This is a genomic window from Bacillus sp. SCT118, from assembly GCF_058566435.1.
Genome location: NZ_CP191225.1, coordinates 1,505,584 through 1,529,606 on the forward strand (window position 1 = coordinate 1,505,584; position 24,023 = coordinate 1,529,606).

At 37.5% G+C, this 24,023-nt stretch carries 25 protein-coding genes and 6 pseudogenes; 23 read left to right on the forward strand and 8 right to left on the reverse strand.

What is annotated here, in order from left to right:
• Positions 1–221 precede the first annotated feature (221 nt).
• Complete coding sequence (csn, locus tag ACQVGT_RS07620; protein WP_015483482.1) at positions 222–1,055, forward strand: chitosanase; 834 nt, start codon at positions 222–224, stop codon at positions 1,053–1,055.
• 154 nt (positions 1,056–1,209) lie between these two features.
• On the opposite strand, the gene ACQVGT_RS07625 is transcribed toward csn, so the two are convergent.
• Positions 1,210–2,190 (reverse strand): aldo/keto reductase, encoded by a 981-nt coding sequence (locus tag ACQVGT_RS07625; RefSeq protein WP_015483481.1) that lies wholly within the window; start codon positions 2,188–2,190, stop codon positions 1,210–1,212.
• A 135-nt stretch (positions 2,191–2,325) separates the two neighbouring features.
• Between ACQVGT_RS07625 and sigZ the strand changes: the two genes are divergently transcribed.
• The 3 genes and pseudogenes from sigZ to ACQVGT_RS07640 form a co-directional block, all read left to right on the forward strand.
• Positions 2,326–2,856: an RNA polymerase sigma factor SigZ gene (gene sigZ, locus ACQVGT_RS07630; RefSeq protein WP_015384188.1), complete on the forward strand. Its 531-nt coding sequence runs from the start codon at positions 2,326–2,328 to the stop codon at positions 2,854–2,856.
• Between the two features lie 133 nt (positions 2,857–2,989).
• Positions 2,990–3,745: a metal-binding protein ZinT gene (locus tag ACQVGT_RS07635; RefSeq protein ID WP_015384187.1), complete on the forward strand. Its 756-nt coding sequence runs from the start codon at positions 2,990–2,992 to the stop codon at positions 3,743–3,745.
• 63 nt (positions 3,746–3,808) lie between these two features.
• A pseudogene (locus ACQVGT_RS07640) lies at positions 3,809–3,965 on the forward strand (hypothetical protein); the annotation flags it as partial.
• A gap of 278 nt (positions 3,966–4,243) precedes the next feature.
• Here ACQVGT_RS07640 and ACQVGT_RS07645 read toward each other — a convergent pair.
• From ACQVGT_RS07645 to ACQVGT_RS07660, 4 genes are all read right to left on the reverse strand, one after another.
• A complete protein-coding gene (locus ACQVGT_RS07645; protein ID WP_072175780.1) occupies positions 4,244–4,321 on the reverse strand; it encodes a YjcZ family sporulation protein in 78 nt (25 codons plus the stop codon).
• Positions 4,322–4,903: 582 nt separating this feature from the next.
• Positions 4,904–5,611 (reverse strand): YrpD family protein, encoded by a 708-nt coding sequence (locus tag ACQVGT_RS07650; RefSeq protein WP_015483480.1) that lies wholly within the window; start codon positions 5,609–5,611, stop codon positions 4,904–4,906.
• Between the two features lie 460 nt (positions 5,612–6,071).
• A complete protein-coding gene (gene murI / locus ACQVGT_RS07655; RefSeq protein WP_015483479.1) occupies positions 6,072–6,869 on the reverse strand; it encodes a glutamate racemase in 798 nt (265 codons plus the stop codon).
• A gap of 347 nt (positions 6,870–7,216) precedes the next feature.
• On the reverse strand, positions 7,217–8,260 hold the full coding sequence (locus tag ACQVGT_RS07660; RefSeq protein ID WP_015483478.1) for a nitronate monooxygenase: 1,044 nt from the start codon (positions 8,258–8,260) through the stop codon (positions 7,217–7,219).
• Between the two features lie 396 nt (positions 8,261–8,656).
• Here ACQVGT_RS07660 and aadK point away from each other — a divergent pair, with 396 nt between their 5' ends.
• Entirely contained in the window at positions 8,657–9,511 is an 855-nt protein-coding gene (gene aadK / locus ACQVGT_RS07665; protein ID WP_015384183.1) for an aminoglycoside 6-adenylyltransferase AadK, read from the forward strand.
• 226 nt (positions 9,512–9,737) lie between these two features.
• A complete protein-coding gene (locus tag ACQVGT_RS07670; protein ID WP_015384182.1) occupies positions 9,738–10,241 on the forward strand; it encodes a DinB family protein in 504 nt (167 codons plus the stop codon).
• A gap of 230 nt (positions 10,242–10,471) precedes the next feature.
• On the opposite strand, the pseudogene ACQVGT_RS07675 reads toward ACQVGT_RS07670, so the two are convergent.
• Positions 10,472–10,597, reverse strand: a pseudogene (locus tag ACQVGT_RS07675) (TetR-like C-terminal domain-containing protein); the annotation flags it as partial.
• Between ACQVGT_RS07675 and ACQVGT_RS07680 the strand changes: the two are divergent.
• The 14 genes and pseudogenes from ACQVGT_RS07680 to ACQVGT_RS07745 form a co-directional block, all read left to right on the forward strand.
• Positions 10,596–10,729, forward strand: a pseudogene (locus tag ACQVGT_RS07680) (sigma-70 family RNA polymerase sigma factor); the annotation flags it as partial. The pseudogenes ACQVGT_RS07675 and ACQVGT_RS07680 overlap by 2 nt on opposite strands.
• A gap of 166 nt (positions 10,730–10,895) precedes the next feature.
• Positions 10,896–11,051 carry a hypothetical protein gene (locus tag ACQVGT_RS07685; protein ID WP_014477443.1) on the forward strand — a complete coding sequence of 52 codons (156 nt, stop codon included), beginning with the start codon at positions 10,896–10,898 and terminating at the stop codon, positions 11,049–11,051.
• Positions 11,052–11,096: 45 nt separating this feature from the next.
• Positions 11,097–11,468, forward strand: coding sequence for a YrdB family protein (locus tag ACQVGT_RS07690; protein ID WP_080030741.1), 372 nt, complete (start codon positions 11,097–11,099; stop codon positions 11,466–11,468).
• A gap of 230 nt (positions 11,469–11,698) precedes the next feature.
• Complete coding sequence (locus ACQVGT_RS07695; RefSeq protein WP_014480365.1) at positions 11,699–12,265, forward strand: cysteine hydrolase family protein; 567 nt, start codon at positions 11,699–11,701, stop codon at positions 12,263–12,265.
• Positions 12,266–12,652: 387 nt separating this feature from the next.
• Complete coding sequence (locus ACQVGT_RS07700) at positions 12,653–12,859, forward strand: GNAT family N-acetyltransferase (RefSeq protein ID WP_015384181.1); 207 nt, start codon at positions 12,653–12,655, stop codon at positions 12,857–12,859.
• 51 nt (positions 12,860–12,910) lie between these two features.
• A complete protein-coding gene (locus ACQVGT_RS07705) occupies positions 12,911–14,146 on the forward strand; it encodes a cytochrome P450 family protein (protein WP_015384180.1) in 1,236 nt (411 codons plus the stop codon).
• A gap of 273 nt (positions 14,147–14,419) precedes the next feature.
• Positions 14,420–14,694, forward strand: a pseudogene (locus ACQVGT_RS07710) (barstar family protein).
• Positions 14,695–14,979: 285 nt separating this feature from the next.
• Positions 14,980–15,453 (forward strand): azlBCD operon transcriptional regulator AzlB, encoded by a 474-nt coding sequence (gene azlB, locus ACQVGT_RS07715; protein WP_015483475.1) that lies wholly within the window; start codon positions 14,980–14,982, stop codon positions 15,451–15,453.
• 12 nt (positions 15,454–15,465) lie between these two features.
• Entirely contained in the window at positions 15,466–16,230 is a 765-nt protein-coding gene (azlC, locus tag ACQVGT_RS07720; RefSeq protein WP_015483474.1) for an azaleucine resistance protein AzlC, read from the forward strand.
• On the forward strand, positions 16,227–16,559 hold the full coding sequence (gene azlD / locus ACQVGT_RS07725; protein WP_041517953.1) for a branched-chain amino acid transporter AzlD: 333 nt from the start codon (positions 16,227–16,229) through the stop codon (positions 16,557–16,559). Before azlC ends, azlD begins: the two co-directional genes overlap by 4 nt.
• Positions 16,560–16,723: 164 nt before the next feature.
• The gene (brnQ, locus tag ACQVGT_RS07730) at positions 16,724–18,046 is read left to right on the forward strand and encodes a branched-chain amino acid transport system II carrier protein (RefSeq protein ID WP_015384175.1); all 1,323 of its coding nucleotides are present in this window, start codon (positions 16,724–16,726) and stop codon (positions 18,044–18,046) included.
• Positions 18,047–18,192: 146 nt separating this feature from the next.
• The gene (locus tag ACQVGT_RS07735; protein ID WP_080030682.1) at positions 18,193–18,447 is read left to right on the forward strand and encodes a molybdopterin-dependent oxidoreductase; all 255 of its coding nucleotides are present in this window, start codon (positions 18,193–18,195) and stop codon (positions 18,445–18,447) included.
• Between the two features lie 84 nt (positions 18,448–18,531).
• Positions 18,532–18,618: pseudogene (locus ACQVGT_RS07740) on the forward strand (hypothetical protein); the annotation flags it as partial.
• Between the two features lie 57 nt (positions 18,619–18,675).
• Positions 18,676–18,846, forward strand: a pseudogene (locus tag ACQVGT_RS07745) (hypothetical protein); the annotation flags it as partial.
• A 163-nt stretch (positions 18,847–19,009) separates the two neighbouring features.
• Here ACQVGT_RS07745 and gltR read toward each other — a convergent pair.
• Positions 19,010–19,894, reverse strand: a complete 885-nt coding sequence (gltR, locus tag ACQVGT_RS07750; protein WP_041517952.1) for a glutamate biosynthesis transcriptional regulator GltR — start codon at positions 19,892–19,894, stop codon at positions 19,010–19,012.
• A 357-nt stretch (positions 19,895–20,251) separates the two neighbouring features.
• On the opposite strand from gltR, the gene ACQVGT_RS07755 reads away from it, so the two are divergent.
• The 3 genes from ACQVGT_RS07755 to ACQVGT_RS07765 all read left to right on the forward strand — a co-directional run bounded on the left by ACQVGT_RS07755 (position 20,252) and on the right by ACQVGT_RS07765 (position 23,002).
• Positions 20,252–20,641, forward strand: a complete 390-nt coding sequence (locus ACQVGT_RS07755; protein WP_015384173.1) for a tautomerase family protein — start codon at positions 20,252–20,254, stop codon at positions 20,639–20,641.
• Between the two features lie 288 nt (positions 20,642–20,929).
• Entirely contained in the window at positions 20,930–21,877 is a 948-nt protein-coding gene (czcD, locus tag ACQVGT_RS07760) for a CDF family zinc transporter CzcD (protein ID WP_015384172.1), read from the forward strand.
• An 87-nt stretch (positions 21,878–21,964) separates the two neighbouring features.
• The gene (locus ACQVGT_RS07765; RefSeq protein ID WP_015384171.1) at positions 21,965–23,002 is read left to right on the forward strand and encodes a flavin-containing monooxygenase; all 1,038 of its coding nucleotides are present in this window, start codon (positions 21,965–21,967) and stop codon (positions 23,000–23,002) included.
• A 121-nt stretch (positions 23,003–23,123) separates the two neighbouring features.
• Here the strand turns inward: ACQVGT_RS07765 and czcR are convergent, their stop codons facing one another.
• Positions 23,124–23,990 carry a LysR family transcriptional regulator CzcR gene (gene czcR / locus ACQVGT_RS07770; protein WP_015384170.1) on the reverse strand — a complete coding sequence of 289 codons (867 nt, stop codon included), beginning with the start codon at positions 23,988–23,990 and terminating at the stop codon, positions 23,124–23,126.
• Positions 23,991–24,023: the final 33 nt, after the last annotated feature.

The window sequence follows — 24,023 nt, forward strand, 5'->3', positions numbered from 1 at the left end:
TAAAGCCTTATGGCATCTTGTTAATTAAAGTTGAAGCAGTATGAAAATCAAGGGACCTTCCAAGTGAGAGGGGCTAAGGCTGATTGGCAATCAAAAGAGTAAGATTCAAGCTATATTACTTTAGGTTCAAAATATTGACAAATTGATGTATTTTCAACAATAGGGCAGTCTCTTCATGTATACTGAGTCTGTATTTACAATATTTAGAAAGGGGAAGTGCAATGAAAATCAGTATGCAAACAGCAGATTTTTGGAAAAAAACAGCGATCTCATTACTTGTTTTCACCATGTTTTTTACCCTGATGATGAGCGAAACGGTTTTTGCGGCGGGACTGAATAAAGATCAAAAGCGCCGGGCGGAACAGCTGACAAGTATCTTTGAAAACGGCACAACGGAGATCCAATATGGATATGTAGAGCGATTGGATGACGGGCGAGGCTATACATGCGGACGGGCAGGCTTTACAACGGCTACCGGGGATGCATTGGAAGTAGTGGAAGTATACACAAAGGCAGTTCCGAATAACAAACTGAAAAAGTATCTGCCTGAATTGCGCCGTCTGGCCAAGGAAGAAAGCGATGATACAAGCAATCTCAAGGGATTCGCTTCTGCCTGGAAGTCGCTTGCGAATGATAAGGAATTTCGCGCCGCCCAAGACAAAGTAAATGACCATTTGTATTATCAGCCTGCCATGAAACGATCGGATAATGCCGGACTAAAAACAGCATTGGCAAGAGCTGTGATGTACGATACGGTTATTCAGCATGGCGATGGTGATGACCCTGACTCTTTTTATGCCTTGATTAAACGTACGAACAAAAAAGCGGGCGGATCACCTAAAGACGGAATAGACGAGAAGAAGTGGTTAAATAAATTCTTGGACGTACGCTATGACGATCTGATGAATCCGGCCAATCATGACACCCGTGACGAATGGAGAGAATCAGTTGCCCGTGTGGACGTGCTTCGCTCTATCGCCAAGGAGAACAACTATAATCTAAACGGACCAATTCATGTTCGTTCAAACGAGTACGGTAATTTCGTAATCAAATAAGCATTAAATGAATAAAGCGGCAGCATTTTTGTCGATGTTTAGCCAGCATTTTCAGCATGATGCGGAAAAGACAAGAGACAAACAAGCTCTTGTCTTTCCTAATATGATAGTTCAGTATAAATATTTAAGAAAAATGTCAGTATTGAGTAATGTATCACCAGGCGTATGCCTCAGGTGTCTCTCCTCCGGGTCCGGGAAAGATATTATTTAACATGCGGAGAATCTCCTCATCCAGACTGATTTCAACGGCTTTAATCGTATCACGCAGCTGCTCAACCGTTCGTGGCCCGATGATCGGAGCAGTTAAAACTGGATTTGCCAGCACCCATGCCAAAGCCACATTTGCTTCTTTTTCTCCTAGTTCTTTGCATAAATCTGAAAATTTCTCGAGTTGCAAACGATGTTTTTCAATTAAATCTGCTCTTTTTGCTGTACGAGTTCCGGCATTGCTTTTCAATGCCTTCCCGCCAAGAAGCCCTCCTGCAAGGGGACTCCACGCCACTACTCCTAAACCAAGATCCCGTGCAGCCGGCAGCACTTCCATCTCAGCTGTTCGTTCTAATAAACTATACTTGTGCTGTTCAGTGACGAGTCCCATGAATCGCCGTTTTTCAGCTTCAGCTTGCGCTTTAACTAAATGCCAGCCTGCAAAGTTACTGGATCCAATATAGTCTACTTTGCCGGAGCGAACCTGAGTCTCAAAAGCTTCCCATATCTCATCCCACGGTGTCCGCCTATCGATATGATGCATTTGGTACAATTCGATATGATCTGTCTGAAGCCGTTTCAGTGATCCTTCCAGATGACGTCTGATTTTGTATAGAGACAAGCCCCTCATATCATTTGGTCCGTCATTCGGATCAGAAATCGGTTCATATACTTTTGTCGCCAGAACAACTTTCTCGCGGCGCTGTCCTCCTTGTGCAAACCATTTTCCAATGATGCTCTCTGTCAATCCTGCGTTTTCGCCCCAGCCGTAAATATTGGCAGTATCAAAAAATTGAATGCCGTTATCAAGCGCTTCATCCATGATACGGAACGCAGTCTTTTCGTCTGTATCAACTCCAAAATTCATCGTGCCTAAACATAAACGGCTCACCCGCAATCCTGTCCTCCCTAAATAGGTATACTCCACAACAAACCTCTCCTTTATCATTATTTTTTGCAACAGCTGCAATACAATTGATTCAACAATTGTTTCGCTCTTTGTTACGATTAAAAAGACGAAGCAAATGTAAAACAGACGCAAAATTATAGGAGATTTTTTCAAATGAATATAGAGGATCTATGGGATCAATTTCATCAGCCGTTAAAAACATATATTTCACATAGGGTTAACGATCAATCTAACGTTGATGATCTCTTGCAAATCGTATTTATGAAAATACAAGTGCATCTCCCAAATCTGATCGATGAACAAAAGATCGACAGCTGGATTTATCGGATCACTAGAAATACGATTATTGATTTTTACCGTACAAAAAAAACAAGCGAAATATTGCCTGATGTTCTACATTTTAATGACAGTGCAGAGGAAGAAAATTTCACCAAGGAAGCAGCTGTGTGTATTCGATCGACCATCAAACGGTTGCCTGAAAAGTATCGAGAGGCGCTCGAGTTAACTGAATTTCAGGGGTTATCACAAAAAGAGTTGAGTGAAAAGCTCGGCATTTCTTACTCGGGAGCAAAATCAAGGGTACAACGCGGACGGGGAAAATTAAAACAGCTGCTTGAGGGGTGCTGTCATATTGAAGCGGATCGATATGGAAATATCGTAGACTTTCGCATTTTAAAGGAATAACTGATGAACATAGTCAGTTATTCCTTTAAAATAGGCCATCCGCATGAAAAGCATTTTCCCTTTGATGTTTGCAAGAGATGCATGTATAATATAAATCGTAATGTTTTCGATTTAATAAAAAAGGAGTGTTGGAATGAACATTTTATTTTCAAAGCGGCTAGGCATATTAACGATTGGTTCATTACTAGTTTTGGCAGGATGTCAGACTTCCGGTTCTTCTGCAGGTGAGTCTAATCAAACAACATCATCCTCAGCAGTTGAAGAAGACTCTTCCAAAACGCAAGAGCAAACATCTGACAGTCATACACACGAACATTCTCACGATCATAGTCATGCGCATGATGAAGAAACAGAAAAAATATATGAAGGCTATTTTAAAAACAGCCAAGTAAAGGATCGCTTACTTTCTGATTGGGAAGGAGATTGGCAATCTGTATATCCATACCTGCAAGATGGTACTCTTGACGAAGTGTTTTCATATAAATCAGAATACGAAGGCGGCAAGACAGCTGAAGAATATAAAGAGTATTATAAAAAAGGCTATCAAACAGATGTTGACCGTATTGTAATCCAGAAAGATACTGTAACGTTCTTCAAAAATGGAAAAGAATATTCTGGTAAGTATACGTATGACGGATACGAAATTCTAACCTATGATGCGGGCAATAGAGGGGTAAGATACATATTCAAACTAGCTAAAAAAGCAGAAGGGCTGCCTCAGTATATTCAGTTTAGTGATCATAGTATTTACCCGACTAAAGCTAGTCATTACCATCTCTATTGGGGGGACGACCGTGAAGCTTTACTTGATGAAGTCAAAAACTGGCCTACCTACTACCCGTCAAAAATGGATGGACACGATATTGCCCATGAGATGATGGCTCATTAAATGATGATTACTCTATGAAAGTTGTTCTGCCATAGCCATTTTTTTCTGTGGAGAATTGATAGAATGGGTAAAAAACTGATTGAGACCATTCAGGATCCGCCACATTATTGTGACGTGCATACCTTGAGTTCATCCCACATGAAGAGTAGAAGAAACCTATTTCAAAATAAAATCATTGGATGTATGGCAGTGGATTCCGCTTGAAATCTATAGGCTTATACAAAGCAAAAAAGAGACCCAAAGACCGCAAAGCTTCTTCAAGAAAGCTTTGCGGTCTTTTATATGATTCATCTCACCATAAAAAGGTATTTCAACTTTCTCTTTTGATCGACAATAGTCCATAAAGAGAAGAACATTTCCCTCACAAAGAAGTCGTGGCAGTAATCTCCATAGGTGTGTTTGCATGGCCCCACTTTAATGGTTTTGTTTAAATCTAATAAAAACAGACGCCATAAAGATTTCTTATGGCGTCTGATGGATATGAGGTAAGGTGTGTTCTTAATAGCCACCAAAGAAAGATGTCCCAACGATGATTAATAGGATGAATAGAACTACAATTAATGGAAATGACCTCATAACATCACCTTCCTTAAAAGAGGATAGTACATGATATGCAGATCGAGCTTATTCGATAGTGATACTAGTTTAATTGATGTAAAAATATTTTTTAGCCTAAGGCTGGACTGCTAACTGATCTATATTAGTTATGGGATCATACTTATCATTTTGGAATGAATCCGTTTCAAAGTGATGTGTTGTTCTCGGCCAATCGCTGGCTAATCTTCCTGATGCAATCGAGCTATATGAAGACATCCCTCTTTTATGGAATTACACCCAAAACTTCTCTCTCTTGCAGACCCTTAATCATTTGACTTGCATATCGAGCGTAAGCATGCCTCATCTAATAATAAAGTGCACCATCTGCCATTTGTTTTAACATTTTTAAGACAGTGATGCACACCTTTTGCGTTGAGCAAATGGAACAGGTTCAGAAGGGGCGAGCTGCTTCTTACTTTACCCAGATAAAAGACGGAGATAGACGGCATGTACCGAAGCTAACTGAAAGTTAAATTGAAATGAAAAAAGGGGCATGTTAAGCCCCCTTTAAGACTATCGAGAGCTTCTCAATAGCCTAACGCATTGTATGTTTAACATGTTTTAATTTTTCACAACGGATAAACTGACACTGTTGCCTGAGACAGTTACTTTTGCGAAGTCTTGTGTATCAATTACAGGTGTTATTGCTTTGTTGTCGATGGTGATGTTTGTAAAAGATGTTGAAAAATTTGATTTGATAGATTGGCGTGAACCTGTTGTTGCAACTGTAGCGAGCGCTTTCCATTTTGAGATGGAGCCGACATTTGTTTTGCTGATTTCTGAAATGAGACGGCCGTTGTATCCCGCATTGTTCGTGCCCCAGTATGTAGCGCGGGTATTGCCGTTAAGGTTTTTGTAGATGGTAAGTTGTACGGTGCTGCCGGGACGGAAGCCTTTCGTATTCGTGAATTGGCTTCCTCCTTCGAGGTACTGAACCTGATCCTGCCCTTTTGAACCAACTTTCATATATGGTTTCCATACATTATATTTATCACTGTACTGAAACCCGATATCGGATTCTGTGCCTCCGCTAAAGCCAGAGTAGATGTAGGCTGTCCCATTTGAAACCTGAATGGAGCTAGGAAGCTGGATTTTCGTAACAAAAATTGCACCAGTGCTGTTCAAGTAAGCCCTCCCGCCGATTCCATCAGTTAGCTGTGATGCAGCTTCTGCGGTTTTTGGGCTAATAATACCCGGCACATCTACTGCACATGTGCCAAAAAGCACAGTTGCCGTAAGCGCACCCGCAAGCAGTCCTTTTTTCATCATCATTATTTCCCCCTATTATTATAATTAAAAAACGCTATCATCTTGTATTATAAAACATTATGAAAATAATTCCATAATTAACATGCAAATAGACACAGGATTTACACATTATGACTTTTTATATCTGGCAAACGGTCGATTCGCAATCTCGAAAAATGTCCTGTGAAGTGTACATGTTACGATAACTTTTCAATCGATACTTGTGCTTTATTGAAATAGAAAAGCTATAGAGATGGGGGAGAAATAAGAGGGGAAAGAGCGAAAACACTGTAATCAGAGATGTGTGCATAACTCAATTGTATGTTAGAAAAAAAGTGGGCTTTTTAAGCCCGCTTCTTAGTTCATGTTTCCCTTCAGGAGACTGTCTTTTTCATTTACATTGGATAACAAACCCGAGAATTCATACTTCTCTCTTTTGTAAATTTACTGAAAAATTGTTTATAACCAGAGCCCCTTACATTCAATGTCCAACATGACTCTTTTGAGTTTCATCTAATATTTCAAACAATCTTTTGTACTTTGATATGACTTCTTGGTCTACAATTTTATGGCCAGAATTGAAAAAGGTGATTGAGCCCGATCCTTTACCAAGCTGATTACGATCTGCAAGAACTTTTTTCAACTGTTTTGCAGTACCGACACTGCCTGAAATAATATCAACTTTTATCCCAAACAGTTTTTCAAAACTGTTTTTGAAAAACGGAAAATGAGTGCATCCTAACACAATCGTTCCGTATTGTTTCAAATCAAAAGAAGATAGTTCGTTCTTTAGATATTTAATGATTTTGTCTTCACTAAAATCAAAGTTCTCAGCAAATTCAACTAGTCCTGGAAGAGCTAAGCAATCAACAAGGTCATGGTGATCAATTTCTTTAACTAGATTATGAAATTTCTCTTCTTTAAGCGTCAAATTAGTAGCAACTACGAGAACTCTTTTTCTTTCCTCTGTACATTTATTTATAGCAGGCTTTACAGCGGGTTCGATTCCGATTATCGGAAAGTCGAAGTTTCTCCGAAGATCCTCTATCGCAATGCTAGTAGCTGTATTACACGCAATAACAAGAGCTTTGATATTTTGACTGGCCAGGAATTCAGCTGCATTGAAAATATATTCTTTAACTTTACCCTTTGATTTTTCACCGTATGGAACGTTTAACGTATCTGCATAAAAAATGTAATCTTCATAAGGAAGAACTTTTATGGCCTCATACAATACAGTCATGCCACCAATTCCAGAATCTAAAAATCCTATTTTCATCACTTCTCACGCTTTCTGTCTCATTCTTTTTTTATCATATGACTTTATATCATCTGAATCAAACGAAAAACAACCATTTTACTATTCGAATGTAATATGGGAGCTATCGATTTTTCGAATAGCTAGCAAAACTTGAGAAGAGGAGATAAGATCGAAATGTTGGTGATGTATTGTGGTTGTGGTGAAATCATTAAGATCGCATCGTATCAATGGGATGATTGATAACCCGAATCAATTAGCTTTGAAAATGTAGGAGTATTGAGATTTCCAGAGTCAGAGGATGAAATTACGAAAAAAAAGCAAACTGCCTGTCGAAGTTTGCTTTTTGCTCTATCAATGAGGTGCGCCTATATTTTTATATCCTCTTGGCAAAGCTGATTTAAAAGCTGCTTAACCGACATTTCCTCAGTCAATGACCGTATCCCTTGACCTGCCCATAAAGACATCTGATCATGGTTATTTTGAAGTGAAGCCTTCTGTCTCATTGCCTTCGTTAGTGTATTTTGATAAGGGTACGGAAGGGTTTGTGTCTCAAACTGTTCTTTTTCTTCCATCCATTTATTTACGATTCCTCTGGCCTCTTTACCTGAAAATAATGTCGTAAGCTTTGTATCTGCTTCGTTTGCTTCTAGTATTTTCTGTTTATGTACTGGATGTGCGTTACTCTCGTGACAAATTAAAAAGGCAGAACCGATTTGAGCTCCTTGGGCTCCAAGGGTTAAAGCTGCTTTTACTCCTCTGTGGTCCATAATTCCACCAGCAGCTATGACAGGTATGCTCAGTGCATCTGCTGCTTGTGGAATCAGAGCCATTAAACCTACGGCAGATTCACCTTTGGAAGGTAAGAATGCTCCGCGATGTCCACCGGCTTCACTTCCTTGAAGGACTACTATATCCATTCCCCGTTCTTCCATTAACAATGCTTCTTCTACTGTTGAAGCGGTTCCTATTAAACAGCATCCAGCGGTTTTTAGCTCCTTTACTGCGTCTTCAGGCGGCAGATCAAAAGTGAATGAGCAAGCCTTAACCTTGTATTTTAAAATAAGATCAATTTTTTGATAGAAGTCATCCCACTCTTCTTGTACAGATGTGAATTGATTTACTTGATTAGCTAACGGTATGTTTTCTTTCCACTTTTTAATCTGATCTTTTGGTGGCATCTCTAGACCTAGCGGAACAAACACATTAATTTGAAAAGGAGCGTCTGTCAGCTCAAACATTTCTTTTATTTGTTGTTCTAGCAGGTCTGGTGTAAGATACCCCGATGCTAAGCTGCCAAGAGCACCTTGATTCGAAACTGCAGATGCAAGTCGGGGCTTTGTAATACCGCCAGCCATTGGAGCTTGAATAATCGGTTTTGTTAAGGAAAACTTCTTCATAAATTCATTCATACCGAATCCCCCCATTTAGACATGATTTTTGAAAAAAGTGTCATTTTAAAATTTACTCAAAAACTCGTATTCGCTTAAATATATCGTTTTCCTTCTTTTTGTCAATCTCTCATACCAGTTAACATGACGATAAAGCAGGGGGGGATTAAAGTGTGTCAAAGATAGTGTCGTCCCATGGCGGCTCTACAAAAAACTGAATATTTATGTAGTCCTTCATAGTTGATATCTTATTTTGAGATGTCTTGCATCTTAATTTTGAATGATATATAGGAGAACTTCATGTAAAATAAAGCTTAGAAGAATACATCACATTCAAGAGTAAAAAAATCTATAAGACGTACAGATCAATATTCGGTTTTACAGTTAGATATTAAGGCTGAAACGGAGGAACATGTAATGCGAAGTGAGCAGGAAATGATGGACATTTTCTTGGACTTTGCTTTGAACGATGAGAGAATCCGATTGGTCACTTTGGAAGGGGCGCGTACAAACAGAAATATCCCTCCTGACAACTTCCAAGATTATGACATCTCGTATTTTGTAACTGATGTAGATTCTTTTAAAGAAAATGATCAGTGGCTCGAAATCTTTGGGAAGCGCATTATGATGCAAAAACCAGAAGATATGGAGCTTTTTCCTCCCGAATTAGGTAATTGGTTTTCATACATCATTCTTTTTGAGGATGGCAACAAATTAGATCTAACCCTTATTCCAATTCGTGAAGCAGAAGATTATTTTGCTAATAACGATGGTTTGGTTCAGGTCTTGCTCGATAAGGATTCGTTCATCAACTATAAAGTGACCCCAAATGATCGCCAATACTGGATGAAAAAGCCGACTGCAAGGGAATTTGATGATTGCTGTAATGAGTTCTGGATGGTTTCGACTTACGTAGTAAAAGGACTAGCAAGAAATGAAATCCTTTTTGCCATTGACCATTTAAATGAAATTGTACGTCCTAATTTATTGAGAATGATGGCCTGGCATATCGCATCTCAGAAAGGGTATTCATTTAGTATGGGGAAGAACTATAAATTTATGAAACGGTACCTTTCAAATAAAGAATGGGAGGAACTCATGTCTACATATTCTGTGAATGGGTATCAGGAAATGTGGAAGTCTTTATTTACTTGCTATGCATTATTTAGAAAGTATTCAAAAGCTGTATCAGAAAGTCTTGCATATCAGTATCCTGATTACGATGAAGGCATCACTAAGTATACGGAAGGTATTTATTGCTCAGTAAAGTGATAAGAATATAGGATTGTCTTCATATGATATTTGATTCTCGCTGACAATGGAGACCAAGGAGTCACCATGTTTGTAAAAAGATGCGTAAATCATTACGTTTAAGAATGTCTACGCATTTTACTATGATTATTCTTGTCCAAAATTTTTGTTCTTTTTAACGAAAAGAGGCATTATAATTAACCTATAGGTACATTGAAAAAACAAAAGAATAAAAAGGAGGATTTTTGTGTTTCAAACCTTAGACCATTTTTTGAAATCTTGGGAGTTCGAAGCAGATGCTACACAGAAACTATTAAATAGTCTAACTGATGAATCACTTAAACAAGAAATAACTTCACAAAATTGGACTCTAGGCCGTATTGCTTGGCATACTGTTGCTGCCATTCGCATCATTACCTCAAACACAGACTTAACGTTCCATGCCCCAGCTGAAGATTATCCTGTTCCAACTTCAGCTCAGTTTATAGCTGACAGCTATCATCAAGCCAGTAATGCATTTGTACAAGCATTAAAAACCCAATGGACTGACCATACACTTCAAGAATGTATCAACTTTATCGGACAACAATTGCCTAATGGTTCACTTTTGATGTTTTTAATTCAACATCAAAATCACCATCGAGGACAAATGACTGTTCTTATGAGACAAGCAGGTTTAACTGTTCCAGGTATTTATGGTCCAGCAAAAGAAGAATGGGCAAAATTTGGTTTGGAAGCCCCGAAAATGTAATCAACCTTTTTATAAAAAAGTTACGCTATGACAACATATAAGAAGATGTTTTGATCTATCTTTTTTCAAAACATGTTCTTTTTTTGTTCGTTTACCAATGATAAGAACATATTCGAATCATTTTTATTCCAAACACTTCAAATGACAACGTTCTTCCGCTTTATTGTTGGCCTATTCCCAACGATGTAAGTATAATTTTTAATGCTGTCAAATCTTCTAGATACACATATCTATAGATTCCTCTCTAACAAAACCCCCACTTTTTCTGCCATCACTCGAGGTGGGTAAGGCATTTCGTTTTTCAACCACCATTCGACTAATCCTACGTATGCATTTGCAACAAATTCAGCAACGATCTATGGTTCAGAAATTCCAATGAAACATTCAGGTGTTGCTCAATTTGGAATAGAAGCAGCTGCGCCAAAAGGAGAAAGAGTCTAGCTGAGTTGCAACAAATGGATATAAGAGAGGAACGTCTTCTCAAAAGGGAAGGCAGATTATTACTGTAATTCATACAATGAGTAAAGCCTCCCAGCGATAAGCGAGGTCAACATTCAGCTTTTATGGTATATTCATTACTTCGTTCGACAAATTCTGCAAATTGTAGACAACTTCCTGATTATTTGGATAATTAACTGGATAGGAGGGGAAAAGTTGTCATATTTCATTATACTTATCATCGTTCTATTAATCGGAGCATTGGTAACAGCAGCAGTCGGTATCATCTCTTCAAAAGTAGAGGTAATCTCGCCGAAAACTACAATAGAATCTAAAGAGGAAGAACAGAAAAGTTTTTATACGCTGAAATAAAGCAGAGAAAGAGCATCTCCTACGGGGGTGTTTTTTATAGAGGAGTTGGAAAAACTGAATCAGACTAATTTACTTTTAAGATTCACCCTTGAAATCGCTGCACTAATCTCCTTAGGGGTGTTTGCTTGGATAAGCTTTAATGGTTATTTTAAATATGTTTTAACTTTGGTTTTACCTATTGCAGTTATGATTGTCTGGTCTGTATTTGCAGTACCTAATGATCCTAGTCGAAGTGGACAAACTGTAATAGCTGTAAAAGGGATAACAAGGTTAGTTATTGAATTATTGATCTTTGCAATGGCTGTTGCAGCGCTTTATTTTAGTCATTTAAAACCAGTTGGTATTGTCTTTTTATGTCTAATAATACTCCACTACATCTTTTCAGCTGAGCGTATCAAATGGCTTCTAAATCAATAGTTTCTAATTTCGGCACTCGTTATTAGAGTGCTTTTTATCATTCTCTGTAGAGCCAGTGATTCTCAGATTAGATTATTGAAGGTTAACGGCTTGGGCACAGTTGCAGTTTAGAACGCATTTTCCAATAAAGAGGGCGCTTATTTGAAATTCATCATTAAACAATTGTACAAAAGTAAAATTTGTATTTAAAATGTAGTAATAAATAGAAATTCTACGTAGGAGGCTATCTTGTGGAAGAAAAGAAAAAAGCTTTAATCATTGTGGATGTGCAAAAAGCCTTTGATGATAAAAAATGGGGGGAACGAAATAACGTAAAGGCGGAAGAAAACATTAGTAAAATACTAAAATTATGGAGAGAAAAAGGATGGACAGTCATATACATACAACACACTTCTGATAAACCTCATTCTTTATTCCATCCAAAGAATGAAGGGTTTGCGATAAAGGAAATAGTTAAGCCTATGGATGAAGAAGTCATTATAACCAAGACAGTAAATAGCAGCTTTATTGGAACGAATTTAGAAGAATTCTTAAAATTAAATGAAATAACAACTGTAGTCATAACTGGTTTAACCACGCCTCACTGTGTATCAACAACCACAAGAATGAGTGGTAATTTAGGGTTTGATACATACCTGATTTCAGATGCAACAGCAGCCTTCGGAATGAGAGACCAAAATGATACATATTATGATGCGGCGACTATTCATAATATATCTCTAGCTACATTGCATGATGAATTTGCCACAATATTGACAACTGATCAATTAATAAATGATTTTATAAAAACTCACTGATGAAAAACATTTTGCACAGTAAAACGGCAGGCGCCTTTCCAATAGGAAGGGCGCTTTAATTCGCCTGCTTTACTTGCTCAAAGGAGATGTATCAATGTTTCTTTATCGACAAGCAAGGGCAGATGAATGAAGCAAAGTGGCAAAGCTATTCCATGAATCTTTCAATCAATATCCTTTTATGGATTTACTCGTAAAACGCGAAAAAAAGATCATTCATTTATTTTTCAAATGCATAAAGTACTGACAAGAGCATATTTTAAAAAGCATTTCTTTTTTGTTGACATTCAGAATGGTGAAATTGTTGTTGCCGCTCTATTAAAAACATCGTGATAAACCCGACATTAACTTGATCGATTATATAGCAGCAGGGGGGGAACATTAATCAAAATGAGGCTAAAAAAATCTTCCAAATCCTTAAAAGAGCCGGCATGGTATTTAGAAGTATTAGGAGTTTCGCCATTTTATCAAGGAAAGAGTTTGGGCAGCAAAATGATTAATGACTGTCTGATATCTTTTATTTCAAAATGCGGGGGCGGCATTTTGGCACTTATCATGAATAATGATCTCAATAGATCATTTTACAAATCGTACTGATTTTATATTTAAAGATTAACATAACCTTTCATAAAGATGGAGGTCGAATGAATGTCTTCAAAAGAAAAAAATAGTGTAACCATTTTGACGGAAAGTCAATTGTCTTCGAGAGCATTTAAAGATGAAGCGTATGAATTTTATAAAGAATTGCGAAAATCACAGCCTCTCTACCCATTATCTTTAGGAGCTCTGGGGAAAGGCTGGCTCATATCGAGATATGATGATGCAATACATTTATTAAAGAATGAAAAATTAAAGAAAAACTATGAAAATGTAATAACCGCAAAAGAAGAGAACCGTCCTGTTCTGTTGAAGAATGAAGAGCCTTTAACAAAGCATATGCTTAATTCAGATCCCCCGGATCACAATCGTTTGCGAACTCTTGTTCAGAAAGCATTTACTCATCGGATGATTCTGCAGTTGGAAGACAAAATCCAACATATAGCAGATTCTTTATTGGATAAAGTACAACCCAACAAACTCATGAACCTAGTAGACGATTATGCGTTTCCTTTGCCGATTATCGTGATAAGTGAAATGCTTGGCATTCCCCTAGAAGATCGTCAAAAATTCAGAGTGTGGTCGCAAGTAATTATTGATTTTTCAGATGCCCCTGAAAGACTTCAGGAGAATGACCACTTGTTGGGAGAATTTGTTGAATATCTGGAATCCTTAGTTCGCAAAAAAAGGAGCGAACCTTCAGGAGATTTAATCAGTGCATTAATTCAAGCGGAAAGTGAAGGCGCACAATTAAGTACAGAAGAATTGTACTCGATGATTATGCTGCTTATCGTTGCAGGTCATGAAACAACCGTAAACTTAATCACCAATATGACATATGCTCTGATGTGTCACGGTGATCAATTTGAAAAGCTCCGCCAGCAGCCGGACCTGATGAATTCAGCCATAGAAGAAGCATTGCGGTTTCACAGCCCTGTTGAGTTAACGACTATTCGCTGGACGGCTGAACCGTTTATACTGCATGGGCAGGAGATTAAACGGAAAGACGTGATCATCATTTCTTTAGCATCAGCAAACCGTGATGAAAAGATATTTCCAAATGCCGACATATTTGATATTGAAAGAAAGAACAACCGCCATATTGCTTTTGGCCATGGCAATCATTTTTGCCTTGGTGCACAGCTAGCCCGTTTAGAAGCAAAGATTGCGATTTCCACCTTATTACGCCGCTGTCCAAATATACAGTTAAAAGGCGAAAAGGAACAAATGAAATGGAAAGGGAATTTTCTGATGAGAGCACTCGAAGAACTGCCGCTTAGTTTTTAATTTTTTGGGGGATATGTGATTTTCAAACATATCTCGTTTTACTCCTCAAATTAGATTAAACGATAGTAAAAGCTGTAACATAAAAATTTGATATGATAGCTTTTCAAAAACAAAGTTTAGCATTATTTATGCCTACCGGGCATGAAAATGTCTTGCAAACACCAATAGTTTCCCCCTATCGGTGTTTTTTATTTGTTTTCAGCCTCATTTGGACAAACAGCTGTTACATAGAAAACGTTTGTTAAGATAAAATAATGGAGGGCATAGTTTCTGATGAGAAAAATAATGATAGATGGAAAAGACTTTGAAAATATAGAAGTTTTACATGATGTTTTAAAAGATAAACTAGACTTCCCAAACTACTATGGGAGAAATTTAGACGCTTTATGGGATTGTCTGACAGGGTGGGGGATTTGCCGCTCACTTTAGTCTTGATACATTTTGAGTTCAGCAATACATTTTTAGGTTCATACGCTGATGATGTATTAGAAGTTTTACAAGAGGCTCAAGAGGAACTAAAGGACGAGTTTAAAATAATAATAGAGTAGACCTTCTTTTCTGATTTTTTGGAATTGAATACATAGGCCAGCAATAGATATTCCATGTTATTCCTAGGAGGGACATGCATTTTTTTATTGTGGTTTACATAATTCTCCCATGACTTCTTTCTGATGTAAGTTAATTTAATTATGAGTTAATCGAGAGTAATTTTATTCTGTAAATAATCATTTAGAAGGATTTAAATTTAAATAATATTTGATTAACGAATAAAAATTCGTTATGATTTAAATCATATGAAATATAATTCTATTGAAGGTATTGGGGGTTATGAAATGGGTATTACGCTTGACGAAACTGATAAGGCCATTTTAAGAGAATTGCAGGAAGATGCTTCAATATCAAATTTAAATTTATCTAAGAAAATTGGGCTTTCACCATCAGCTTGCCTTGCAAGAACAAAGAACCTATTAGAAGCAGGTATAATTAAAAAGTTTACGACTATTGTTGATGAGAAAAAACTTGGAATCGAAGTCACAGCACTAGCTCTCATCAACTTATCACCTTTAAATAGGGAGACAATTCATTCATTTTTAGAGGATATAAACAAATTCCCACAGGTTCAAGAATGCTACACACTCACAGGAAGCCATGACTATATGCTTAAGATTGTGGCGAAGGACATGGAGAGTTATCGGAATTTTATCATTGATTCATTAATGCAGAACCCTGCTATTAGTGGAGTTGACACAAGCATTGTGATGAGTACAGAAAAAAGAACTGTCAGTGTGCCAATTGATGAAATGTAGGAGGTTGTTGATTTGAATAAAAATAAAGAATCGTTACATTTAAGCTCTCCTGCTATAAATACTCATATGAATAAGAGAAGTCAAATATGGGCTGCATTTCGTTCTGCATTCCCATATACAATTCCGATTTTTGCGGGGTTTTTGTTTTTGGGGATAGCTTATGGAATCTTTATGCATTCTTTGGGATTTAGCGCAATCTATCCAATCATCATGAGTTTTATGATATTTGCGGGCTCAATGGAGTTTGTTGCAGCGAATTTTTTACTTGGTGCGTTCAACCCTATGAATGCTCTTTTTTTGACGTTAATGGTCAATGCCCGGCATTTGTTTTATGGAATTTCCATGTTGGATAAGTACAAGGGGACTGGAAAGAAAAAGCTTTATCTGATTTTCGGAATGTGCGATGAATCATTTTCTATTAATTATACCGCTAATGTTCCGGCGAATGTTGACAAGGGCTGGTTTATGTTTTTTGTGACACTGCTTAATCATTTATATTGGGTCGCGGGGGCAGCGATAGGAGGTATTTTTGGGTCGTACGTGAAGTTTAATACCGAAGGGCTTGATTTTGTGATGACTGCTCTGTTTATTGTGATATTCATAGAACAATGGATGAAAGAGAAAAAGCATTACAGTGCTCTCACAGGGCTTGGACTTTCAGTAGCCAGTCTTATCCTTTTTGGCGGAAACCAATTTATTATTCCTGCTATGCTCGCCATTTTAGGGGTACTGACTGTTCTGAGAAAACCATTGGAGAAAGCTGAGGTTTCCGTATGACGATGACTATGATGCAGCAAATGATTACCATTGCAATGGTCGTGCTTGGAACAATGCTGACACGGTTCCTTCCATTCATGATTTTCCCGTCTGGCAAACCGACACCGAAATATGTACAGTATCTTGGTAAAGTGCTGCCATCAGCGGTAATCGGGCTTTTGGTCATTTATTGTTTAAAAGATGTGAGTCTGCTTTCTGGAAGTCATGGTATTCCTGAATTGGTTGGGGCAGCTGCAGTTGTACTGCTTCACTTGTGGAAGAAAAATATGCTTCTTTCCATAGCGGGGGGAACCGTTGTTTATATGGTTTTGGTGCAATTGGTTTTTTAACCGATATCAGAAACTATCAACATGATCATGCTTTTTATTGAACTTGATAAAAATATATAAACTGACACAAGCTTATTTTGGAATCAACACTGTGCCAGTGCAAATAGCATCTGTAATGTTTCCTGGCTATTCAAGAAGTGTCTACTTTAATCGGAGGATGTATAATGTCAAAAAAAGTGTCTGCTTCCTATATCATCATTATAGGATTAATGCTATTTGCATTGTTTTTTGGAGCAGGAAATCTCATTTTTCCGCCTATGCTTGGTCAAATGGCTGGGAAAAATGTATGGATCGCTAATGCAGGTTTCTTAGTGACCGGAGTTGGATTGCCATTACTGGCTATAACAGCATTTGTTTTTTCGGGTAAACAAAACTTACAGTCGTTAGCCAGCCGTGTTCACCCGGTGTTTGGCATTGTATTTACGACGATTCTCTATTTGGCAATCGGGCCTTTTTTCGCTATCCCGAGATCAGGAAACGTATCGTTTGAAATTGGGGTAAAACCTTTTTTATCAAATGATGCAGGCCCTGTCTCATTGATCATATTTACAATATTATTTTTCGCATTGGCATGCTTGTTATCACTTAATCCTTCAAAAATCATTGATATAGTTGGAAAATTTTTGACGCCAATTAAGCTGACATTTATCGGATTGCTTGTAGTGGTAGCTCTTATTCGCCCAATTGGAACCATTCAAGCACCATCAAAAGGGTACACATCACAAGCGTTTTTTAAAGGATTTCAGGAAGGATACCTCACTCTGGATGCCCTTGTAGCATTTGTTTTTGGAATTATCATTGTGAATGCATTGAAAGAACAAGGAGCTTCTACCAAAAAACAGCTGATGGTTGTTTGTGCAAAAGCAGCCGCGATTGCAGCTGTACTCTTAGCAGTTATGTATACAGCCCTTTCCTATATGGGGGCTTCCAGCGTTGAAGAACTGGGGATTTTAGAAAATGGAGCAGAGGTTTTGGCTAAGGTTTCATCCTATTATTTTGGATCTTATGGTTCAATCTTATTGGGCTTAATGATTACAGTGGCGTGTCTGACGACAAGTGTCGGACTGATCACAGCGTGTTCTTCATTTTTTCATGAATTATTTCCGAACATTTCTTATAAAAAAATTGCTGTCGTTTTATCAGTGTTTAGTACGCTTGTCGCAAATATAGGATTAACCCAGCTCATTAAGGTGTCAATGCCTGTCTTACTGACGATGTATCCTATCGCAATTTCCTTAATATTTTTAACGTTTTTGCATTCTGTATTTAAAGGGAAGACAGAAGTGTATCAAGGCAGTTTATTATTCGCATTCATCATCAGCTTATTTGACGGTTTGAAGGAGGCGGGAATAAAAATTGAAGTTGTGAATCATATTTTCACTCAGATTCTTCCTATGTATAACATAGGGCTGGGGTGGCTCATTCCAGCTATTGCAGGCGGAATATGCGGCTATATACTGAGTATATTCCGAGCAAAAACAAGTTGATCAATCAACAGCAATATCACTCAGATCTGCAGGAAGGATAAAGTGCTTGTTCGCCGGTTGCATTGCTTATTAAATGTGTTCAACTAAATTTACAATCATCCTTCCTCTTGCTTCGCCTCTTCGTAAGGTAGGAAGAACATCCGGTAATTGATCAAGGAGTTTACAACCACGAATACTATTCGAAATACGAGAAAGACCTCTCCCTAGCAAAGGCGTTAAACCCAAACGTATTAATAGCTTTGGAAATTACAATGAGCCCTTTAACTGTAGAGAGGGGTGGTCCTGTTCGGCTTGTTGTTTCCGGCTATTATGGAACTAATTCTACAAAATGGCTGACTCATTTGACTGTTTCAGGTTCCCGAAGCAACAGTGCTTTCACTGCCAAATATTATGTTGACTGAGAAGTAGTAGATGGACAACTAAAAGAGTCACCGGTATGGGCTGTTAGCCCAAACAGTATTATTGTACATCCGCAGAATGGACAATTGGTTAAACTCGAAGAGATTGATATTTTCGGTTGGGCATGGGCAGAACATCCAATTGTAACAGTTGAAGTATCCACTGATGGAGGAGAGAGTTGGAAAGAAGCTCAAGTTAAAGGTCGTAAGAGTGTTGAGTGGCAGAAATTCTCTTTCCGTCGGCACCCGAAATCTGTAGGTGAATATTTAATAGTTGTGAGAGCGATTGACTCTTTAGGAAATAGTTAGCCTTTAACTTCAAGACGCAACCAAGTGTCTAGGGCAATGATCTTCGTTCAAAATTCTTTGAATGAGGAAAATCTACATTCTAATGTCGACTAGGTTTCACAATTCAGAGTGCAAAATCACGAAGAAAAAGCAAACTACATACCGAAGTTTGCTTTTTTGCTCTATACAAACAATGAGATGCGCCTATATTTTTATATCAGACAACTGATCAGAGGTATTTTGAGGCGAAGCCTGCCTTCCATCCATTTATTTACGATTAATCTGGCCTCTTTACCTGAAAATGATCCCTCATATGCGTTAAAAAAGCAGATAAAGCAGGGGTAATTAAAGTGTCTTTCCGCCTTATAAACATGGTTGATACGAAAGAATATTTGTCAGAGATAGTGTGGCTGCGGATGCGGCCTTCTTTTTCATGCGAAGCAATGATTGAACGAGGCAGCAGTGAAATCCCCAAGCCGGCGCTTACACAGCCAATGATCGCTTCAAGTATGCCAAATTCCATTAATTTTATAGGTAATAAACCTTCTTCTTGCAGGATATGATTGAGCTTTGCTCTGTAAGAGCATCCTTCACGGAATACAAGCATTGTTTGTGTTTGAACATCCTGAATGGAAGAAATCACAGGGTGTGAAGCGCTTGTAACAAGAACCATCTCTTCATCCAATACCTTTTCTTGAACTAAATCAGGGTGTTCAATAGGCCCTGAAATAAAAGCGCCGTTTAACTCATAATGTAAAACTGCTTGTATTTGTTGTTCCGTAGGACCGGTTACTAGGTTCAAATCAACATTTGGATAGAGGTTATTATAATGTGCAAGGAGTTGAGGAAGCCAAACTGCAGCTGTTGTTTCCATTGATCCTATACGCAGTGGCCCAGAAGGCGCGGATGATTCGCCCATGGCTGCTCTAGCTTCTTCAATCGTATGTAGAATTTTCTCTGAGTAAGAAACAAGAATTTGCCCTGGGGGAGTAAGTGTGATTCCTCGACTATGGCGATAGAATAATTTTGTCTGTAAATCGTTTTCTAGTTGTTGTATCTTATTCGTTACATTCGATTGTGCATAATTTAAAGTCTGAGCAGCCTTGGAAATACTGCCTTCACGAGCAGTAGTGAGAAAAACCTGTAACAACTGAATATTCATGTAGTCCTCCATAGTTGATATCTGATTTTGAGATGTCTTCCATCTTAATTTTGAATTATATATGATAGCAGAGCTTCATGTAAACTAAAGCTTAGAAGAATAAATGATTTCTAGAGTAAGTGATAAGGTTATTTCAAAAAATGGTTAATTACTCGAAGTTGATTCTGTATATTGCCTATGGAAATACACATCATAACATAGGCTTGACTAACAACAGAATGAAGGGGTTATTGGAAAATTATTTTATTCTAATGTAGTAAGAATAAAAATGAACACATTTTATAGCAGCTGCTTGGAAATAGCTGACACATAACGAATGAAATTAAAAAGACTGTTGTAGTAGAAGGAGGAAATTTTATGCCATTACTTCGTTTTGACTTAATAGAAGGGCGAGATCAATCAAGTTTGAAAAAACTTTTAGATGTCGCTCACAATGTTGTAGTAGAGGCTTTTGATGTGCCTCAACAAGACCGTTATCAAATTGTTCATGAACATCCAGAAAATCATATGATTATTGAGGATACTGGGTTAGGATTTAACCGAACTAAAAATCTTGTTGTTCTTTCAGTTACAAGTAAATCCCGACCAAAAGAGAAGAAACAAAAATTTTACAGGCTGTTAGCCGAAAGACTGGAATCGGAGTGTGGTATCGCATCAACTGATTTAATTGTATCTATTGTTGAAAATGATAATGCTGACTGGAGTTTTGGACTTGGTGAGGCCCAATTTTTAACAGGTAAATTGTAGTTGAATACTACTTTCAAATGCTTGATTGAAGAAAAGGATAGAGAAACTAGGTTAGCGGAGCAAACCATGGGTTTGCTCCGCTTTTTTATGTTTATAAGAGAATAATTAAGGAGGTATTGTGGATTTCTATAAAAAATATTTTGACATTTCAGTAAAGAGCAGATATATTTATATATGAACACATGCTCATATATAAATATTATTTGCACCATGTTAGAATGCTTCATAACAGATTTGAAATAATAAATACATATGTATCAATAAACTTTAGTTAAGGAGGAGTTTTTTATGGGGCACAATCATAGTCACAATCATAATGAAGGAGCAAATAAAAAGGTTTTATTGATCTCTTTTATCATGATTACAGGTTATATGATAATAGAAGCTATAGGTGGATTTTTAACAAATAGTCTGGCGCTTTTATCAGATGCAGGCCATATGCTGAGTGATTCAATTTCATTAATGGTTGCCCTGATTGCTTTTACATTAGCTGAAAAAAAGGCAAATCACAATAAGACATTCGGCTATAAACGATTTGAGATTCTTGCAGCTGTGATAAACGGTGCTGCCCTAATTCTTATTTCTCTTTATATCATTTATGAAGCAATCGAACGCTTCTCTAATCCACCAAAAGTAGCAACAACCGGCATGCTTACAATTAGTATCATCGGGTTAGTTGTGAATCTATTGGTCGCTTGGATTATGATGAGTGGCGGAGATACAAAGAATAATCTGAATATAAGAGGAGCTTATTTACATGTAATAAGCGATATGCTCGGCTCTGTAGGTGCCATTTTAGCAGCCATACTTATCATCTTCTTTGGATGGGGCTGGGCAGACCCATTGGCTAGTATCATTGTGGCTATTCTTGTTCTAAGAAGCGGTTACAATGTGACTAAAGATTCCATTCACATATTAATGGAAGGAACTCCAGAAAATATCGATGTCTCTGATATCATTCGAACAATTGAAGGGACAGAGGGAATTCAAAACATTCATGATTTACACATATGGTCTATCACAAGTGGATTGAATGCTCTTTCTTGCCACGCAGTTGTTGACGATCAACTGACCATTTCAGAAAGTGAAAATATTTTACGCAAAATTGAACATGAACTTGAGCATAAAGGCATTACGCACGTAACCATTCAAATGGAAACCGAAGCGCATAATCACGACAATGCGATCCTTTGTCAGGCCAAAATGGAGAAGCCGCATGACCACCATCACCATTAAATTTTTTATCTAACTTTATAGTGAGGAGATCAACTAGCATTTTGCAGATTCTGTCTACTGACAATTTGAAATTGGCGGGGTGATAATGTGTACGACACTATAGTAATCGGGGCTGGTCAAGCAGGGATCTCGATAGGATATTATCTTAAGCAGTCCGATCAAAAGTTTATCATTTTGGATAAAAGTCATGAGGTGGGGGAGAGCTGGAAAGATCGGTATGACTCATTAGTTTTATTTACTTCTCGAATGTATAGCTCTTTGCCTGGAATGCATCTTGAAGGAGAAAAACATGGATTTCCTTCAAAAAATGAAATTGTTGCTTATCTAAAGAAGTACGTTAAAAAATTTGAAATTCCAATCCAATTACGGACAGAAGTAATAAGTGTCCTAAAAATAAAGAATCATTTCTTAATAAAAACAAATCGGGAAGAATATCAAACGAAGAATCTTGTCATTGCTACAGGTCCTTTTCATACCCCTAATATTCCATCAATATCAAAGGATTTAGCTGATGATATTAATCAACTACACTCATCACAATATAAGAATTCAAAACAATTGGCATATGGAAATGTACTAGTAGTTGGTGGTGGGAATAGTGGTGCTCAGATAGCTGTTGAATTATCCAAAGAAAGAGTTACATATTTAGCCTCTAGTAATAAACTAGTTTATTTCCCTTTAATGATCGGAAAAAGAAGCATCTTTTGGTGGTTTGATAAATTAGGAGTTTTAAATATAAGTCATACATCAATAGTAGGCAAATTCATTCAAAAGAAAGGTGATCCAATATTTGGGCATGAATTAAAACATGCAATAAAACAGAAGGAGATCATCTTAAAAAAAAGAGTCATTGCCGGAAAGCAAAATGAAATCATTTTTAAAGATTCATCTACATTAGAAGTAAACAATATTATTTGGGCTACGGGTTTTAGGAATCCCCTATGTTGGATAAATATAAAAGGTGTTTTGAATAAAGAAGGCCGAATCATACATCATAGAGGTGTTTCACCTGTAGAAGGATTGTACTTTATAGGTTTGCCTTGGCAGCATAAGCGAGGTTCAGCGTTGCTTCAAGGCGTAGGAAATGATGCTGAATACATTGTAAAACAAATGAACGGTGAATAAACGAAGCAGAGCAGTAACTCACATGTTTACTGCTCTATTTTATTGTGAATAAGGGTAGCGAAGTGGAGATGCGCCTTCTCTTTTATTTAAGAAGGTAGAACATAGAAAGAGAAAAAGCACTTTAAGACATACTCATATTTTTATGTTCAACAATGGTCTTAAGGAGGCTGCGCATTGAATTTGTCAGGTATGCATCTTTATGGCGTATAAAGATTGTTGAGATACAGCTGTCTTTCTCAGGTAATGGGTGACAATAAACCTTACCTTGTGCAGCAAGATGCATAACAGCAGATTCCGGTACCACTGTTATACCGAGTCCAAGTGCAACACTATTTAAGATTGTCTCCAGGATGTTAAACTCCATCATTCTGTTTGGGAGCACGCCTTCATCTTTGAGCCATTGTTCAAGCCTAGACCGATACCCGCACCCCTGATTAAAAACAAGAATCGGAGTCGTTGAAAAATCCTCTATATTAAACGTTTTGTTACTGGTTACAAGAGTAAGTTTTTCAGTATAAACATCATACTGTTCCAGAATAGAATGTTTCAAAGGGCCTGAAATAAAAGCTCCGTCTAATTCGTGATTCATGACCTTTTTAATAAGTTCCTCTGTTAGACCAGCCTGCAATGATAAATCCACATTAGGATACTTTTTATAATAGGAAGCTATGATGGTCGGCAGTATCCTCACTGTTTCCACTGTACCGATTTTTAATATTCCAGACGGTATATCAGTATCTAGAAAGACTTGCTCCAGTTCTTCAACATCTTTCAAAATTTTGTTAACGTATTCAATCATTTTTCGGCCCTCTGGGCTTAGTGAAACCCCTTTTTTATGGCGATTGAAAAGAGGTGTTTTGAGCTCATTCTCTAATTGCTTAATCCGCGCAGTTACATTAGATTGTACATAATTTAACTCTTTTGCAGCACCGGTAATACTCTTGTGATGGGCTACGCATTTGAAAATTTGTAAGTCTCGCAGTTCCATGAAGATCCCCCCTTCATTAAAGTATCATTATTA

What these genes read in the sequence shown, in the direction of transcription:
- csn (WP_015483482.1), top strand. Translation starts at nt 222, where the DNA reads ATGAAAATCAGTATGCAAACAGCAGATTTTTGGAAAAAAACAGCGATC.
- sigZ (WP_015384188.1), top strand. Translation starts at nt 2,326, where the DNA reads ATGAATATAGAGGATCTATGGGATCAATTTCATCAGCCGTTAAAAACA.
- ACQVGT_RS07635 (WP_015384187.1), top strand. Translation starts at nt 2,990, where the DNA reads ATGAACATTTTATTTTCAAAGCGGCTAGGCATATTAACGATTGGTTCA.
- ACQVGT_RS07645 (WP_072175780.1), bottom strand. Translation starts at nt 4,321, where the DNA reads ATGAGGTCATTTCCATTAATTGTAGTTCTATTCATCCTATTAATCATC.
- ACQVGT_RS07650 (WP_015483480.1), bottom strand. Translation starts at nt 5,611, where the DNA reads ATGATGAAAAAAGGACTGCTTGCGGGTGCGCTTACGGCAACTGTGCTT.
- murI (WP_015483479.1), bottom strand. Translation starts at nt 6,869, where the DNA reads ATGAAAATAGGATTTTTAGATTCTGGAATTGGTGGCATGACTGTATTG.
- ACQVGT_RS07660 (WP_015483478.1), bottom strand. Translation starts at nt 8,260, where the DNA reads ATGAATGAATTTATGAAGAAGTTTTCCTTAACAAAACCGATTATTCAA.
- aadK (WP_015384183.1), top strand. Translation starts at nt 8,657, where the DNA reads ATGCGAAGTGAGCAGGAAATGATGGACATTTTCTTGGACTTTGCTTTG.
- ACQVGT_RS07700 (WP_015384181.1), top strand. Translation starts at nt 12,653, where the DNA reads ATGAGGCTAAAAAAATCTTCCAAATCCTTAAAAGAGCCGGCATGGTAT.
- ACQVGT_RS07705 (WP_015384180.1), top strand. Translation starts at nt 12,911, where the DNA reads ATGTCTTCAAAAGAAAAAAATAGTGTAACCATTTTGACGGAAAGTCAA.
- azlB (WP_015483475.1), top strand. Translation starts at nt 14,980, where the DNA reads ATGGGTATTACGCTTGACGAAACTGATAAGGCCATTTTAAGAGAATTG.
- azlD (WP_041517953.1), top strand. Translation starts at nt 16,227, where the DNA reads ATGACGATGACTATGATGCAGCAAATGATTACCATTGCAATGGTCGTG.
- brnQ (WP_015384175.1), top strand. Translation starts at nt 16,724, where the DNA reads ATGTCAAAAAAAGTGTCTGCTTCCTATATCATCATTATAGGATTAATG.
- gltR (WP_041517952.1), bottom strand. Translation starts at nt 19,894, where the DNA reads ATGAATATTCAGTTGTTACAGGTTTTTCTCACTACTGCTCGTGAAGGC.
- ACQVGT_RS07755 (WP_015384173.1), top strand. Translation starts at nt 20,252, where the DNA reads ATGCCATTACTTCGTTTTGACTTAATAGAAGGGCGAGATCAATCAAGT.
- czcD (WP_015384172.1), top strand. Translation starts at nt 20,930, where the DNA reads ATGGGGCACAATCATAGTCACAATCATAATGAAGGAGCAAATAAAAAG.
- czcR (WP_015384170.1), bottom strand. Translation starts at nt 23,990, where the DNA reads ATGGAACTGCGAGACTTACAAATTTTCAAATGCGTAGCCCATCACAAG.